This is a genomic window from Halalkalicoccus jeotgali B3, from assembly GCF_000196895.1.
Classification (GTDB): domain Archaea; phylum Halobacteriota; class Halobacteria; order Halobacteriales; family Halalkalicoccaceae; genus Halalkalicoccus; species Halalkalicoccus jeotgali.
Genome location: NC_014297.1, coordinates 1,653,127 through 1,666,707, shown reverse-complemented (window position 1 = coordinate 1,666,707; position 13,581 = coordinate 1,653,127). Strand labels below are relative to the sequence as shown.

General features: G+C 65.8%; 11 protein-coding genes and 1 tRNA gene. 7 read left to right on the top strand and 5 right to left on the bottom strand.

Translation table 11 applies throughout. From position 1 onward, the window contains the following. The first annotated feature begins 58 nt into the window (after window positions 1-58). Entirely contained in the window at window positions 59-583 is a 525-nt protein-coding gene (locus HACJB3_RS08715; RefSeq protein WP_081461315.1) for a DUF6789 family protein, read from the top strand. Window positions 584-593: 10 nt separating this feature from the next. Here the strand turns inward: HACJB3_RS08715 and HACJB3_RS08710 are convergent, their stop codons facing one another. After that, a complete protein-coding gene (locus tag HACJB3_RS08710) occupies window positions 594-1,589 on the bottom strand; it encodes a zinc-binding dehydrogenase (protein ID WP_008417353.1) in 996 nt (331 codons plus the stop codon). Between the two features lie 142 nt (window positions 1,590-1,731). Between HACJB3_RS08710 and HACJB3_RS08705 the strand changes: the two genes are divergently transcribed. Together HACJB3_RS08705 and HACJB3_RS08700 are read left to right on the top strand one after the other, a co-directional pair. Further along, window positions 1,732-3,288: a Na+/H+ antiporter NhaC family protein gene (locus tag HACJB3_RS08705; RefSeq protein WP_008417354.1), complete on the top strand. Its 1,557-nt coding sequence runs from the start codon at window positions 1,732-1,734 to the stop codon at window positions 3,286-3,288. Next, window positions 3,285-3,563: a DUF7513 family protein gene (locus tag HACJB3_RS08700; protein ID WP_013199466.1), complete on the top strand. Its 279-nt coding sequence runs from the start codon at window positions 3,285-3,287 to the stop codon at window positions 3,561-3,563. Before HACJB3_RS08705 ends, HACJB3_RS08700 begins: the two co-directional genes overlap by 4 nt. 15 nt (window positions 3,564-3,578) lie before the next feature. On the opposite strand, the gene HACJB3_RS08695 is transcribed toward HACJB3_RS08700, so the two are convergent. Further along, the gene (locus HACJB3_RS08695) at window positions 3,579-4,022 is read right to left on the bottom strand and encodes a luciferase domain-containing protein (protein WP_008417356.1); all 444 of its coding nucleotides are present in this window, start codon (window positions 4,020-4,022) and stop codon (window positions 3,579-3,581) included. A 44-nt stretch (window positions 4,023-4,066) separates the two neighbouring features. Continuing rightward, on the bottom strand, window positions 4,067-5,317 hold the full coding sequence (glyA, locus tag HACJB3_RS08690) for a serine hydroxymethyltransferase (RefSeq protein WP_008417357.1): 1,251 nt from the start codon (window positions 5,315-5,317) through the stop codon (window positions 4,067-4,069). A gap of 146 nt (window positions 5,318-5,463) precedes the next feature. On the opposite strand from glyA, the gene HACJB3_RS08685 reads away from it, so the two are divergent. From HACJB3_RS08685 to HACJB3_RS08675, 3 genes are all read left to right on the top strand, one after another. Then, window positions 5,464-7,467, top strand: coding sequence for a hypothetical protein (locus HACJB3_RS08685; RefSeq protein ID WP_008417358.1), 2,004 nt, complete (start codon window positions 5,464-5,466; stop codon window positions 7,465-7,467). Window positions 7,468-7,625: 158 nt separating this feature from the next. After that, window positions 7,626-8,441, top strand: a complete 816-nt coding sequence (gene tbsP, locus HACJB3_RS08680; protein ID WP_008417359.1) for a transcriptional regulator TbsP — start codon at window positions 7,626-7,628, stop codon at window positions 8,439-8,441. A gap of 49 nt (window positions 8,442-8,490) precedes the next feature. Then, a complete protein-coding gene (locus HACJB3_RS08675; protein WP_008417360.1) occupies window positions 8,491-10,197 on the top strand; it encodes a YcaO-like family protein in 1,707 nt (568 codons plus the stop codon). Here HACJB3_RS08675 and HACJB3_RS08670 read toward each other — a convergent pair. After that, window positions 10,194-11,327 (bottom strand): DUF63 family protein, encoded by a 1,134-nt coding sequence (locus HACJB3_RS08670; RefSeq protein WP_008417361.1) that lies wholly within the window; start codon window positions 11,325-11,327, stop codon window positions 10,194-10,196. The genes HACJB3_RS08675 and HACJB3_RS08670 overlap by 4 nt on opposite strands. Before the next feature lie 420 nt (window positions 11,328-11,747). Next, window positions 11,748-11,831: transfer RNA gene (locus tag HACJB3_RS08665), tRNA-Leu, on the bottom strand. Window positions 11,832-12,014: 183 nt separating this feature from the next. Here HACJB3_RS08665 and HACJB3_RS08660 point away from each other — a divergent pair. After that, window positions 12,015-13,541, top strand: coding sequence for a phosphoenolpyruvate carboxykinase (ATP) (locus tag HACJB3_RS08660; RefSeq protein WP_008417362.1), 1,527 nt, complete (start codon window positions 12,015-12,017; stop codon window positions 13,539-13,541). Window positions 13,542-13,581: the final 40 nt, after the last annotated feature.

Sequence of the window (13,581 nt, the reverse complement as noted above, 5' to 3'; positions counted from 1 at the left end):
CGGACGGTCGAGGAGCCGGGTCCGGACTTATGGAGACGGACGGAGAGACTACACGACGATGAGGGACTCACCGTTCGGTTCGGACCGGGCCACTAGTGAACGACCGTCCTCGACGTCAGTCGTGCGGTCGTTGCTCCGGGCCATTCAGGGCGGGGCGTTCGCGACGGTCGTGATGACCGCCTTCCGGCTACCGATCCTCCGGTCGCTGCCGCCCTCTGCGAACTTCTGGGCGAAGTACGTCGGTGACGGCCACCCCGAAGAGTACACGGGAATGGGGATCTTCCTCCATTTCCTCTACGGGATCTCCTTCGGCGCGCTCTTCGGCCTGCTGTATCCTCGGTTGCGCCTCCCGCGTTCGGCCACCGAGACCGAGGGCGTCGTCTGGGGGACCGTCTTCGGCCTCGCGCTCTCGGTCTTCGGCGAGCGCGTGATGATGAATCGGCTGCTCGACATCGACCTCGACGCGGACGCCGAGACGGTCTTTCACGCGAGTCACGCCGTCTACGGCATCGCACTCGGGACGTGGGTCGGCTCTCGGGCCGATTCCACGTCGTCTTACGGGGAGTACGAGCACGGTCGGTAGGGTCCTCGCCTCAGAGATCGTTTTCGAGCACGATCTTGCCCAGAGCATCGCCCTCCTCGAGCCGGCGGTGGGCTTCCTCGACCTCGCTGAATCCGTGGCGCCGCTCGTCGAGCAGCGGCGCGAGGTCGCCGTCGTCGACCAGGTCGGCGATCTCGCGTAGCTCCTCGCCCAGACGGGCGTGCCACGCGTCCCGAAGGATCGGCAAGATGACGAGCACGACATCCAGCGAGAGGGCATTCAAATGCATCGCTTCCAACTCCTGTGTCGAGCTCGATTCGGTGGTGACGACCCGGCCGTAGGGACGGACCGCCTCGAAGGCCGTCTGAAGGTGGTCGTCGCCGATCGGGTCGAAGACGACGTCGAACCCCGCGCCGTCGGTGTGGCTTTCGACGTACTCCTCGACCGATGTCTCGGTGTAGTCGACGGTGGCGTCCGCGCCTAGCTCTTTGGCGATCTCGCGTTTCTCCTCGGTCGAGCCCGTCGCGACGACCCGCGCGCCCGCCGCGCTCACGATCTGGACGCCGACGTGGCCGACGCCGCCCGAGCCGCCGTAGACGAGGACGTCGTCCTCCGAGTCGACGCTTGCCCTATCGATCAACATCTCCCAGGCGGTGAGCGCCACCACCGGCAGCGCGGCGGCCTCAGTCAGGGAGAGCGACTCGGGGGCGGGCGCGATCGCCTCGGCGTCGGCGACCATGTACTCCGCGAGCGCGCCGGGGCTCCCCGTCACGCCGCCGGGCATACCGTAGACCTCGTCGCCGGGCTCGAACGCCGTGACCCCGTCGCCGACGGCGTCGACTGTGCCGGCGACGTCACAGCCAAGCACCGCGGGGAACTCCGGGGCGAAGGGGGGCAGGTCGCCACGGCGGATCTTGTAGTCGACCGGGTTGACGCTTGAGGCCGCGACCGCGATCCGGACCTCGCCCGGACCGGGTTCGGGCGTCTCGATCTCGCGCGTTTCGAAGACAGCCGGCTCGCCGAACTCCTCGATGACTCGTGCCTGCATACCCGTGAGATCGTCCTCGGCGCGGGTGTACCTTGTCGTGGCGGAAGGCGGTTTCCCGTTCGAAACCCCAATCGGTACGCGAGCAGACGACAGGTTTATCTCGACCGGTTCTGAGCCATGAACTGACCGAGATGAGTGCGACATGAGCGAATCAGGTGATCCGGAGGTACTGACCGGGCTCGGCGGTGGCGAGGGGGATGGCCCGCGAATCGAGTTCTACGGCGGCCGGGGCATGAGCGCGTTCCCGATCGCGTTTTTCATCGTCTGGGCGATCGCCCAGACCGCCCTCTGGCGCATCTCCGACACCGCGGGACTGATTGCAGGCATGCTGATCGGGCTGATCGTCGGAATGTTCTTCGTCAAAGGCGACTGGAAGACCTACGCCGACACCATCTTCGAGGGCATGACCCAGCCCGTGGCGGTGACGGCCATCGTCGCGTGGATCTGGGCGGGGATGTTCGCCCAACTGCTCCAGGACGGCGGGTTCGTCGACGGGCTGGTCTGGCTCGCGAACGTCGCGGGTATCGGTGCGGTGTTGTTCCCTGCAGCCACGTTCGTGCTGGCGGCGCTGTTTACGACCGGGATCGGGACGGGCTACGGCTCGACGGTCGCGTTCGTGACCCTGTTTTTCCCGGCCGGCGTCCTGCTGGGTGCCAACCCGGTGTTGCTGTTCGGGGCGATCCTCTCGGGGGCGATCTTCGGGGACAACCTCGCACCGGTTTCCGACACTACCATCGTCAGCGCGGTCACGCAGGACTCGGACATCGGCGGCGTCGTCGCCTCCCGGTTCAAGTACGCGCTCGCGGCGGCGATCCCGGCGGCGATCGCCTACGTCCTCGTCGGCGGGGTGCTCTCGGGGGTCGATATCGCCGCCGACGCCCAGCAGTTGCTGGTTTCCCAGAGCGACCCGGTCGGGCTGATCCACCTGCTGTCGATGGGCGTGTTGCTCGTGCTCGCGATCTCGGGCCGGCACATCGTCGAGGCGATCTCGTGGGGGATCGTCGTCGCGGTCGCGGCGAACCTCCTGTTGGGACTGACGTCGGTGGCCGACATCGTCTCGTTCAACGCGCCCGCGAACGCGCCGCTCGCGGAACCGCTCGCTTTTCTGCCGTTCCTGCAGATCGTCGACGATCCCGAGGCGGTGAGCGTCGGCGGCAGCATCATCGACGGTGCATCGGGCTTTTTCGCCCTCTCGATCCTCGTCTTGCTCATTATCGCCGCCGCCCAGATCATGATTCGAGGAGGAGCCTTCCAGGCGATTCTGGACTGGTCGCTCGAAAACGTGGCGACAAATGTCAGAAACGCCGAACTCACGATGGTCGGTTCGGCCGCGCTCATCAACGCGATCATCACCATCAACACCGCCGCCGAGGTCGCAATCGGGCCCTACATCTCGAAGATCGGCGAGCGGTTCAACCTCAACGGGTATCGCCGCGCGAACATCCTCGACGCCCAGACCGCCGCACTCGGCTACATCTTCCCGTGGTCGGGCGGCGTGCTCGTCGGGTTCACGGCGATGCAGGAACTTCCTGCCCAGTACGAGTGGTTCGACCAGTCGCTCGTCGTCAACCCTGTCGAGGTCGTCCCCTTCGTCTTCCACGGCTGGTTGCTGGTCGCAGTGTTCGTCCTCGCGGCGATCACCGGCTTCGGACGGGAGTACCTGATCGACCGCGAGTCGGCGGAGGTGGCTCGGGTATGAGCTTCCTCTCGAAGTATTTCAAGGGCTGGTCGTTTCGGACCACACACCCAACACTCGCACCCGGAACCGAGGTCAACGTCTTCCTCGCCGAGTACGATCCCGACGAGGAGGCCGGCCTCGCGCTCGTGGGCGATACCCGGCTGTACGTCTCGGGTGCGGAGTCCGACCACGTCGGAAGGCGCGTTCGGGTCGCCGTCAAGGAGTTCCGTCCCGACGACTCGGTGGGCTACGGCGAGTTCGTCAGGGTCGTCGGGGAGAGCTCCTACGCCGGGTAACCCGCTACACCGTGTCTATCGTCGCATTCGCTCGAACATCGCGCGAAGGTCGGGATCGAGATCGAGTCGGTCCAACTCCGCGTCGAGGTCGAGTTCCGCGAGGATCGTGCTCCCGGTGGGCCTGCGTCGCCTCGTCAGGAGGGCGTAGAGATACGAGAGGCGACACAGTCGAAGAGCGTGATCGACGTCCTCAAGCGATTCGATCCGGTAGGTCGTCCAACCGCCGCCGGCAAAGCGGTGCTCGCCCGTCCGTTCGTCCGCTATCAGGCGTTCTTTCATCTGTTTGGGGAAGTTGATGTCCAGCGTCCGCCCGCCGTGAATGTGGCCGATCTCGCGACCGTCGATGGTGAACTCGGTCGCCCCGAACCGATGCGGTCCCGTCTCGACGCCGGGCCACTCCGAGACGGTTTCGACGATCCATCCGCGGTCTGTCGCCGAAGTACTGTTGGTTGTTACCATACCACTCGATACGTCGCCGAGGGAAATAAGCGCGCGCAGGTCGCCTACTCCTCGTAGAGGGGGTTCGACTGACAGAGCGCGCGGACGTCCTCGCGGACTTCGTTGCGCACCGTCTCGTCCCCGGGTGCGTCGACGACCCGGGCGATGGCGTCGCCGACCGCCTGCATCTCCTCGCTTTCGAACCCACGGGTGGTGAGTGCGGGCGTCCCCGCCCGGATCCCGCTGGGGTTGAACGCGCTTCTGGTCTCGCCGGGGACGGTGTTGGCGTTCAGGACGATCCCCGCGTCCTCGAGGGCATCCTCGGCGTCGCCGCCAGTGGTGTCGGGGTGGGACTCGCGGAGATCGACGAGTACGAGGTGGGTGTCGGTCCCCCCCGAGACCAGCGAAAAGCCGTGCTCCGCGAGGGTATCGCCGAGTGTCCGTGCGTTCTCGACGACCTGCTCGGCGTACTCCTCGAATTCGGGTTCGAGGGCCTCCTTGAACCCGACGGCCTTGCCCGCGACGTTGTGCATCAGCGGGCCGCCCTGCGCGCCGGGGAAGACGGCCGAGTCGACGTCGCTCGCGTGCTCTTCGGTGCACATGATGATGCCGCCCCGTCCCGCCCGGATCGTCTTGTGCGTCGAGCCGGTGACGAAGTCGGCGGTCCCGACGGGCGAGGAGTGAACCCCGGCAGCGACGAGGCCGGTGATGTGGGCGATGTCGGCGAGGTGGTAGGCGCCGACCTCGTCGGCGACCGACTGGATCCGGTCCCACTCGACCTCCCGTGGGTACGCTGAATACCCGGAGACGATCATATCCGGCTCGAACGCTTCTGCCTGCTCTGCGAGTCCCTCGTAATCGATGTAGCCCGCCTCGGCGTCGACCTCGTACTGCTCGACGTCGAACAGTTGGCCCGCGAAGTTCGCGGGGTGACCATGCGAAAGGTGTCCGCCGTGAGTGAGGTCCAGCGAGAGGATCTTATCGCCCGGGTCGAGCACCGCAAGGTAGACGCCCATGTTCGCCTGCGAACCGCTGTGTGGTTGGACGTTGACGTGCTCGGCCCCCCACAGCTCCTTGGCGCGCTCGATCGCGAGGTTCTCGACCGTGTCGGCGTGCTCACAGCCGGCGTAGTAGCGCTTGCCGGGATAACCCTCGGCGTACTTGTTGGTCAGGGCGCTGCTCTGGGCCTCCATGACGGCGGGCGAGACGTGGTTCTCGCTCGCGATCATCTGCAGCCCCTCCTGTTGACGGGTGACTTCGTCTTCGAGCGCGTCTGCGATCTCCGGGTCGACCTCGCGAACGGTATCGTACTCCATGGAATGGGGTTTCACCACGGGAGGCTAAAGTGTACCCCATATCCCTCCGAAGTGGTTCGACCCGCTCGGTACGTGTTCGGTTCTCCGAACAGTATCTCGCTCCGACAGACCTATTATCTGTCGGTGATATCGGTTCATGTCGCAACATGATCGACTGGGAGGTTACGACAGCGGGGCTCAGGGTATCGGACCATCGCGCCGCCGTCGAGATAGCGGCCCCCGACTGGGGGGAGTTCTACGCTGGTGGGTCGCTGCCACGTCCAGTCGATACGACAGTTTCCGGTCAGGTTTCGAAACTCGGGTTCGGAACGCCGCGGGCGACGGTCACGAGCCTGACTGGCGGCGATACCTACACCGCCGTCGACGGGTCGACGGACCTCCCCACCGATAGCTACCTTCTGGACGTTCCGACGCCCATCGAGACCGCCGTCCGATTCGACGGACCGGCGACGATCCACGCGCCGGATCGGTCGCTCGAACTCTCCTTCGGGGGGCGACAGTCGGTCACGCTCGGATTCAGAAGCCAGTTTCGCGGGCCCGAATCGACGATCCGGATCCCGCCGACTCCAGCCGGGTTCGCGCGTGCGCTCTCACACCTTCACGCCGGCTTCGAGACGACCCGTGCCGCGAAATCGATCCCCGCGCTCCGAGGTCACCCGCCGCGCATCGAGTTCGCAGACGCCGTCGAGATCCCCGATGCGGTCGCGGACGCGACCGCCGAAACGGGGATCGGACTGTGTGTGCCCGCCGACCTCGAAACGATCCTGACGGTCTCGCCGCTCGCGTACTACCTCCAGGCGCATGTCTCGGTCGAGCGGGGGGCCACCCCGACGATCACGGCGCCAGGGCTGACCCACCGTCTCGACGGGGACCTACCCGAGGCAGTCGCCTCGGTGCTCCGGCGGACGTTCTATCTCGATTGTTGCTGTCGGGAGGCCGGTCCTACGCTGGCCGGCCTCCCCGACCCCGAGACACTGGGGATCGCGTCCGCCCGGCTCTCGGATCCCGTCCGTCGGTTCGCGGCCTACCTCGAACTCGACGACGAGTCACGCTCGCTTCCCGAGTGGCACCTCGCGACGTACGTCCCCGCGGAGGCRGAGGCCGCCCGCGCACTCCCGTACGCGCTCGATCGCTTGAGCCTGATCCAACCCCCCAAAACGGGGCCGCTCGACGGTCGGGAACTCCTGCGCCGATCGTTGACCGACTTCTACCGACGGGGCGATCGGACTGCGGCCTCCGTCGACGCCGTCAGACCCGTCCTCGGTCCCGCCAGATCACACGCCTGGCTCGACGAGACGACGCCGATCGACGTGTTCAACGCCCGGACCGAGGCCTTCGAGAACGGTCTCTCGAGGGCCGACACCGGCGGTCGACTCCCCTTCGTCGTCGTCCAGAACGACCCCGAGATGGGCGAGGAGTACGCCGAGGTCGCCCGTATCTACGAGGACCATGCGGCGGACCTGCCTATCGATATCACCGTCCACCGGCAACTCACCTGCGAGGAGCTCTCGACCGTCTTCGAGCGCCCGAGCGCGTTCGTCCACTACGTCGGCCACTGCGATACGGAGGGACTGCGCTGTACCGACGGCAACCTCTCGGCCGAATCGATCCCCGAATGTAACGCCCGGACGTTCTTCCTGAACGCCTGTGGCTCCTTCTACGAGGGGAAAGCGCTCGTCGAGCGCGGGAGCGTCGCGGGCGGGGTAACGTTCTCGAAGGTGCTCAACGAGCAGGCCGCAGCGGTCGGCACCACGTTTGCTCGCCTGCTCGTCTACGGGTTCAGCATCGATCGGGCGATGCAACTGGCCCGCAGACAGATCATGATGGGTAAGAACTACGCCGTCGTCGGCGACGGTACCCACGTACTGGGAGGACGGCGCGACCCCCACCCGGGAACCTTACTCGCCGAGCCCGTCGAGGAGGGTGTCTCGATCACCTACGACGTCCTCCCCAATTGGACCGCCGGTGGCTGGTATCGCCCGGCGGGAATCGACAACGAGCGACCGCACCTCTACGGCACGGCGACGGAATCGACGCTCGATCGGGAGGCGTTCCTCGCGGTTCTTGAGTCGATCAACGCGCCGGTCATCTACGACGGGCAGTTCTTCTGGCCCGAGGAACTCCTCATCCAGCTCCGTTCGCAAGAATGATAACGACACTTCGTTGCGGATCGGTCGGACGAATACCTCGAAATCGGGGACGAGAGGGATGAAGTCGACCGTTCGGATAGAATTTGTATTCGCAGTGAAATCCCTGTCTCTCGGCCGTTATAATTAAATACTTGTAAAAACATTGTACACCCACAACTATGGCCTCAAATTTACTCGATGATAGCATTGAAGATATCTTCAGAACGGTCTTACAGACCGCCTCTGAGGATCTCATCGTAGTGAACCCGTCCGCGGACGCGATCGAGGAGTTGATCGACGTCGCCGGCGGCATTTCGGAGCCGCCGCGGATCCGCCTTCTGGGCGATGAATCGACGCTGAAAGGCGTGATGAGCGACTTCATCCTCGCGAGCAACGCCGCGGACCTGATCGACGAGGAGACACTCGAACTCCGCGCGCTCGCAGACGGCAGCGAGAACTCGCTTCTGATCTCCCCGAACGAGGTCGTCGCCCTGATCAACGTCGGCGACACCGTCGCCGGGCTGACGACCGACGACGAGGAGTTCGTCTCGCTGGCGTACGACTCGTATACGACGACGTGGGAGGAAGCCGAGACGTTCAATCTCCGTACGCCTCCGCTCTCGCGGGTCCGTTCTACACTCGCAGAGGACATCGGCGAACCGGTCGAAGCCGACTTCACCGGCGTTCTGGACTCGCTACAGACCGCCCGTGGCGACGGCGACGGCCTCGACGAAGTGACGATCAGCCTTCTCATCGCGGCGAAAAACGAGGTCCTGCTCTACGACATCAGCAAGTGGGGCGAGGACGTCGGCATCGCCTCGAAGGCGACCTTCTCCCGGACGAAGACCCGCCTCGAGGACATGGGCCTGATCGACACCGAGAAGGTCCCAATCGACGTCGGTCGGCCGCGCCTGCGCCTGAAATTCGGCGATGAGCGCCTGCGCGAAGCCAACACCGACCAGCTCGCGAGCGTCGCACAGAACCTGCTGAACTGATTCGGTCGGACCGGTCGGTTTTATTCGTCCAGTCCCCCGAGCCGACGGTATGGATGTATCCATCGGCATCGCCGGCTCGGGGCCCGCCGCCGACGCGATAGCGGCCGCGCTGAGTGACGCCGACGTAGTGACGCAGCGGGGACCCCCCGAAACGCTCTCCGAGCATCACCTCGGGGTGGTGGTCGGCTCCGCGGGTGACGACGTGTTCGCGACCGTCGACGGTTCACGCGAGAAGCCGTGGGTCGGCGTCGAACTCGGTGGCATCGGCGGGTACTCGATCGAGGGCGTCGAGGCGTCGGTGGCTGGGTTCGCCCCCGAAACGGGCTGTTATCGCTGTCTACAGACCAGAATCGAGGCCAACGAGAGCCGACCCGAAGAGTCCGACCACCACCTCGATCCCGATCCCGTTGTCGCGCGCCTGATCGGAGCGATCGCCGGCTATCGGATCGTCGAGGCGCTTCGTGGAAAGAACGAGAGATTGTTCGGACACGTGATCGAACTGCCCTACACGGAGCGCCGGTTTCTCGAGGTTCCGACCTGCGATCGCTGCGGCGAGCGGTCCTCCCCACCCGTGGGAGAGGGCGAGAGTCGCTCCGTCACGGAGGCGATCTCTCGCGCCGAACCGGGGGTCGACGAACGGGTCGGGATCGTTCGATCCGTCGGCGAGGTCGCGTCCTTTCCCGTCCCGTACTACCTCGCGACGAGCGCCGAGACCGAGGGATTCAGCGACGCGAGCGCGGCGAATCAGGCCGCCGGCGTCGCCGCCGACTGGGACGCCGCCTACATGAAGGCGCTGGGCGAGGCGTTCGAACGCTACGCCGCGGGCGTCTACCGGACGGAGTGGTTCGAGTACGCCCGTCCCGACGGGATGGCCAACGCGATCGCTCCCCAGCGGTTCGTCGGTGCCGAGGCGACCGACGAGGAGATCCCGTGGGTCGCCGGCGAGCGACTCGACACCGGCGAATCGGCCTCGCTTCCCGCGGAGTTCGTTCACTTCCCGCCGCCGGAAAAGCGCTTTGGCCCCGCGATCACGACGGGACTCGGCCTCGGGAACACGCGAACCGAGGCGCTGCTCTCGGGGCTGTACGAAGTGATCGAGCGCGACGCGACGATGCTTGCGTGGTACTCGACGTTCGAACCGCTCGAACTCGACGTCGAGGACGAAACGTTCCGAACCCTCGAACGCCGGGCGGCCGGCGAGGGACTCTCGGTGACGCCGCTGCTCGTGACACAGGACGTCGACGTCCCCGTGGTGGCGGTGGCCGTCCACCGCGAGGGTGACTGGCCGCGCTTCGCGCTCGGCTCCGACGCCGACCTCGATGCCGGCGCGGCCGCCCGGTCGGCGCTCTGTGAGGCCCTGCAGAACTGGATGGAGCTCCGGTCGATGGGACCCGAAGCCGCGGGCGAGCAGTCGGGCTGGATCGGACGGTACGCTTCGCTCCCCGATCCGGCACGGGAGTTCCTCGACGTTTCGGGCCGGGTCGAGGCCGACGCCGTCGGGGACCGATCGCTCGGGCCCAAGGACGAACTGGGATCGCTAGTAGAGCGGGTGCAGGACGTCGGAATGGCACCGTATGCGGCGTGGGTCACGCCGAGTGACATCCGAACCCTCGGGTTCGAGGCGACCCGCGTGCTCGTCCCGGCGGCCCAGCCGCTCTTTACGGCCGGGCCGGTCTTCGGCGAACGCGCGGAAGCGGTTCCCCGGTCGATGGGGTTCGAGCCACGTCTAGAACGCGACCCCCACCCGTACCCCTAGATGCCGAAGGTGGCACGGAGGGTGTCGCGGGTCCCCGGGCCGAGCCCCACCGCGAGGATCGCGACCAGAAGCAGCATCGAATACTGTGGGCTCTCCTCGAAGATTTCGTCGTTGAACACCCAGACGACGAACAGCGCGGCCCCGATCTTCACGAGGAGGAAGGGCCACGCGGTCCCGATCGCTGCCGAGACCGACGGAGGTTGGAGCGCCCCCGTGAGGTCGACGATCGCGCTGTTGACGACGTGTTTGGGCGTGTACGTCGGGAGGCCGAGTTCCTCGGCCCAGTCGAGGCTGAGGACGTTCGCGATCCCGTCGACGGTGTGACCCCAGACGACGAGCACGCCCATGTAGCCGGTCGCGGCGTTCACCATGGGGGCGAAGCGCTCGGTGCCGACCCACGCCAGCGCCGCGACGACCGATGCACCCCCGAACGTGATAATCGCGACCGCCGGATTGAAGACGAGGACGTCGGTCGTAACGGCAAGCCAGCCCAGATAGCCGACCGTCACCGCGAGGACGAGCGTGCCGATGGCGGCCAGCGGGTACTCGTATCGGGAGACCGCCCCCGAACGCTCCGCCGCGACGCTCACCAACAGCGCCCCGAGCGTGACGAAAAAGACGGTGAAGTAGATGAAGGGGCTGATGAACAACCCGCTGAGGGGAAACGCGATCGCCGGCTCGCCGGTCGCACGCAGCGTGGCGATGCTCGCGTCCTCGACGGTTCGGAGCGCGCCGCCAAAGAGCATGAACGGGAACAGCGCGAAGAAGAAGCCCGGTCGCGTCCCGATGTCGAGTCGTTTCAAAAAGAAGACGACGCCTAGCAGCGCGAAGACCAAAACGACAGCGTAGCTCAGCGTCGAGACCGTCGTGTAGCCGGGTTCGGCCACGATTCCCGTCGCCTGCTGGCATTCGACGGCGCTATCGAGGAGTCGCGTCTCGCCGCCGACCCGCCGGGCGCACGTCGAACCCGTTCCGTCGGCGACGACGGGCCCCCAGAAGTACCGCCAGAAAAACCCATCGTAGACCCGTCGAGGAAAAACGACCGAACCGACGACGAGGGCGGCGAGCGCCGCGAGTGCCGCGGCGACCCACGCCCGAGCGGGATCGATCCGGGCCGAAAGGTCGTTCATATCTCCGATGGTGCGGGCGGGGAATTTTAGGGTTCCGGTCTAGTCGTACCGATACGTTTCCCGGAGGGTGTCCGCTCCCGGACCGACACACCGAGAGGGCCCACTCGGTTCGGTTGAAATCCGTGTGACAGGTGCCCAAAGACATATATATGGCGTGTTACTCTATCACAACGTGGGTTCGATGAACAGACGATACCCCGATTGGCACTGCCAGACGTGTGGGAAGCCGCTCCGTATCCGGCCGTGTCTCAACTGCCACCACCGCCAGCGGTTGGGGCCCGCGTCCGCGAACTGAAACGGTATATACCGTCGGCTCCGATTTTTCGTTCGATTCGCTCGGCGCCTTGGCTGTCCGGTCGGCGTCGGTGAGAACTTTGCGAGGGAAGAGCGCTCCGAGAGCCTCTTCCGCACTCTTTCGAGTGCGAGGGGAGGGATTTGAACCCACGGACCTCTACAGGAGCGGATCTTGAGTCCGCCGCCGTTTCCGGGCTTGGCTACCCTCGCACGCACGGCCACCTCGGTTAGCCGCCGGCTAAAAGATTCCGGATCCCGTATGCGGTGCCGAGCGACCGTTCGTCCACTCGCTCCGACGTTCGTACTACTATCCGAGTTAATTTCATAGAAGAGTGGTCGTGTGATTTGTAGCCACAGTATAATTAAGGGCCATGGCGATCCTACAGCAGACACATGTCCGGTGACGCCACCCTCAGCGGTCTGACCGAGAGCACTCGGTCGGTCGACCCTCCGTTCGACTTCCCCGATCCGACCGCGGAATCGGTCGTCTACGAGCCGAGTTTCGAGGAACTGCGTGCGTTCTCCGAGCCCCTCGAGACGACCACCGAATACGGGAGCGCGAGCTACGTCAGCGAGTTCCGATCCCGGAGCTCGGATCGGACGAAAAACGCGGTCGACGACACCTTCACCGAGGCCGACTGGCGCCTCGTCGACCGGGCGCTCACTACCGCCGAAACGACCGATCTGGTCTGTCTCGACCGGATGGTCGGTCGCCACTCCGAGCACGCTTACTGCTGTCGGCTGTTCGTCCCGAAGGAGTACGGCCGGATCGCACTGGCGTGGGCGAAATTGCTTGACCCCGCCCCCGAGGGTCGCGAGCCGGACTTCTACACCCTCCAGTTACCCGACGCCGAGGAGACCGCGATCCGCGTTCTGCCCGAAGAGGGTGCCACCGTCGTACTGGGAAGCGACTACACCGGCGAGGCGAAGAAATCGTTCCTCCGACTGTTCATGTACCGGGCGAAACAGCGCGGCGGACTGGGGCTCCACGCCGGAAGCAAGCGCCTCACCCTCGAAACCGACGACGGCGAGCTCTCGGAGGTCCATCAGGCCTTTCTCGGCCTCTCGGGAACCGGCAAGTCGACCCTGACCGGCCACGGCTGCTGGCTCGATTCGCCCGAGTCGGCGGTTATGCTCCAGGACGACGTCTGTGCGCTGTTTCCCGACGCGCTCGCCGGCAGCGAGGGCGGCGGTCTCTACATCAAGACGATCGGACTCGACGAAGCGGAACAGCCGGCGCTGCACCATGCTGTAACCCAGCCCAAGGCGATCCTCGAGAACGTCTCCGTCGATGCGGACGGGACCGTCGATTTCGACGACGGCTCCCTGACTACAAACGGGCGGGCGGTAATTCGGCGAGACGACCTCCCGAGTGCCGCCCCGGAGATCGACTGCGAGCGCGCCGATCAGGTGTTTTTCATAACCCGAAACCCGCTGATGCCGCCGGCCGCACGACTCACGCCCGAGCAGGCGGCGGTAGCGTTCATGCTCGGCGAGTCGGTCGAAACGAGTGCCGGCGATCCCGAACGCGCGGGCGAGTCGATCCGCGTCGTCGGGACCAACCCCTTCATCGTCGGCCCGGAGGGCGAGGAGGGCAACCGATTTGCCGATCTGATGGGCGAAACGGACGCGGAGTGTTTCGTCCTCAACACCGGTTCCGTCGGCTCGAAGGGGATCGGCGTCGAGGACACCATCGCGATCCTCACTGCCGCCGCACGCGGCGGAATCGAGTGGACCTACGACGACCGGCTGGGCTTCGAGGTCCCCGAACGAGTGCCCGGAATGGAGATCCGCGAGTTCCGTCCCGAGGAAAACATCGCCGACTACGAGTCGAAACTGGCCGCGCTGCGCGAGGAGCGCCGCGAGTACCTCGCGGGCTTCGATACCCTCAGAGAGGGGATCCGCGAGGCGGTCTACTGAGCGGGAACCGAACCGTTAGGCAGCCCCGACACGAGGATCG

Excerpts from the sequence above, each read along its gene's own strand:
- HACJB3_RS08670 (WP_008417361.1), bottom strand. The coding sequence starts at position 11,327 with ATGAACGACCTTTCGGCCCGGATCGATCCCGCTCGGGCGTGGGTCGCC.
- HACJB3_RS08695 (WP_008417356.1), bottom strand. The coding sequence starts at position 4,022 with ATGGTAACAACCAACAGTACTTCGGCGACAGACCGCGGATGGATCGTC.
- tbsP (WP_008417359.1), top strand. The coding sequence starts at position 7,626 with ATGGCCTCAAATTTACTCGATGATAGCATTGAAGATATCTTCAGAACG.
- HACJB3_RS08705 (WP_008417354.1), top strand. The coding sequence starts at position 1,732 with ATGAGCGAATCAGGTGATCCGGAGGTACTGACCGGGCTCGGCGGTGGC.
- HACJB3_RS08715 (WP_081461315.1), top strand. The coding sequence starts at position 59 with ATGAGGGACTCACCGTTCGGTTCGGACCGGGCCACTAGTGAACGACCG.
- HACJB3_RS08700 (WP_013199466.1), top strand. The coding sequence starts at position 3,285 with ATGAGCTTCCTCTCGAAGTATTTCAAGGGCTGGTCGTTTCGGACCACA.
- HACJB3_RS08710 (WP_008417353.1), bottom strand. The coding sequence starts at position 1,589 with ATGCAGGCACGAGTCATCGAGGAGTTCGGCGAGCCGGCTGTCTTCGAA.
- glyA (WP_008417357.1), bottom strand. The coding sequence starts at position 5,317 with ATGGAGTACGATACCGTTCGCGAGGTCGACCCGGAGATCGCAGACGCG.
- HACJB3_RS08660 (WP_008417362.1), top strand. The coding sequence starts at position 12,015 with ATGTCCGGTGACGCCACCCTCAGCGGTCTGACCGAGAGCACTCGGTCG.
- HACJB3_RS08675 (WP_008417360.1), top strand. The coding sequence starts at position 8,491 with ATGGATGTATCCATCGGCATCGCCGGCTCGGGGCCCGCCGCCGACGCG.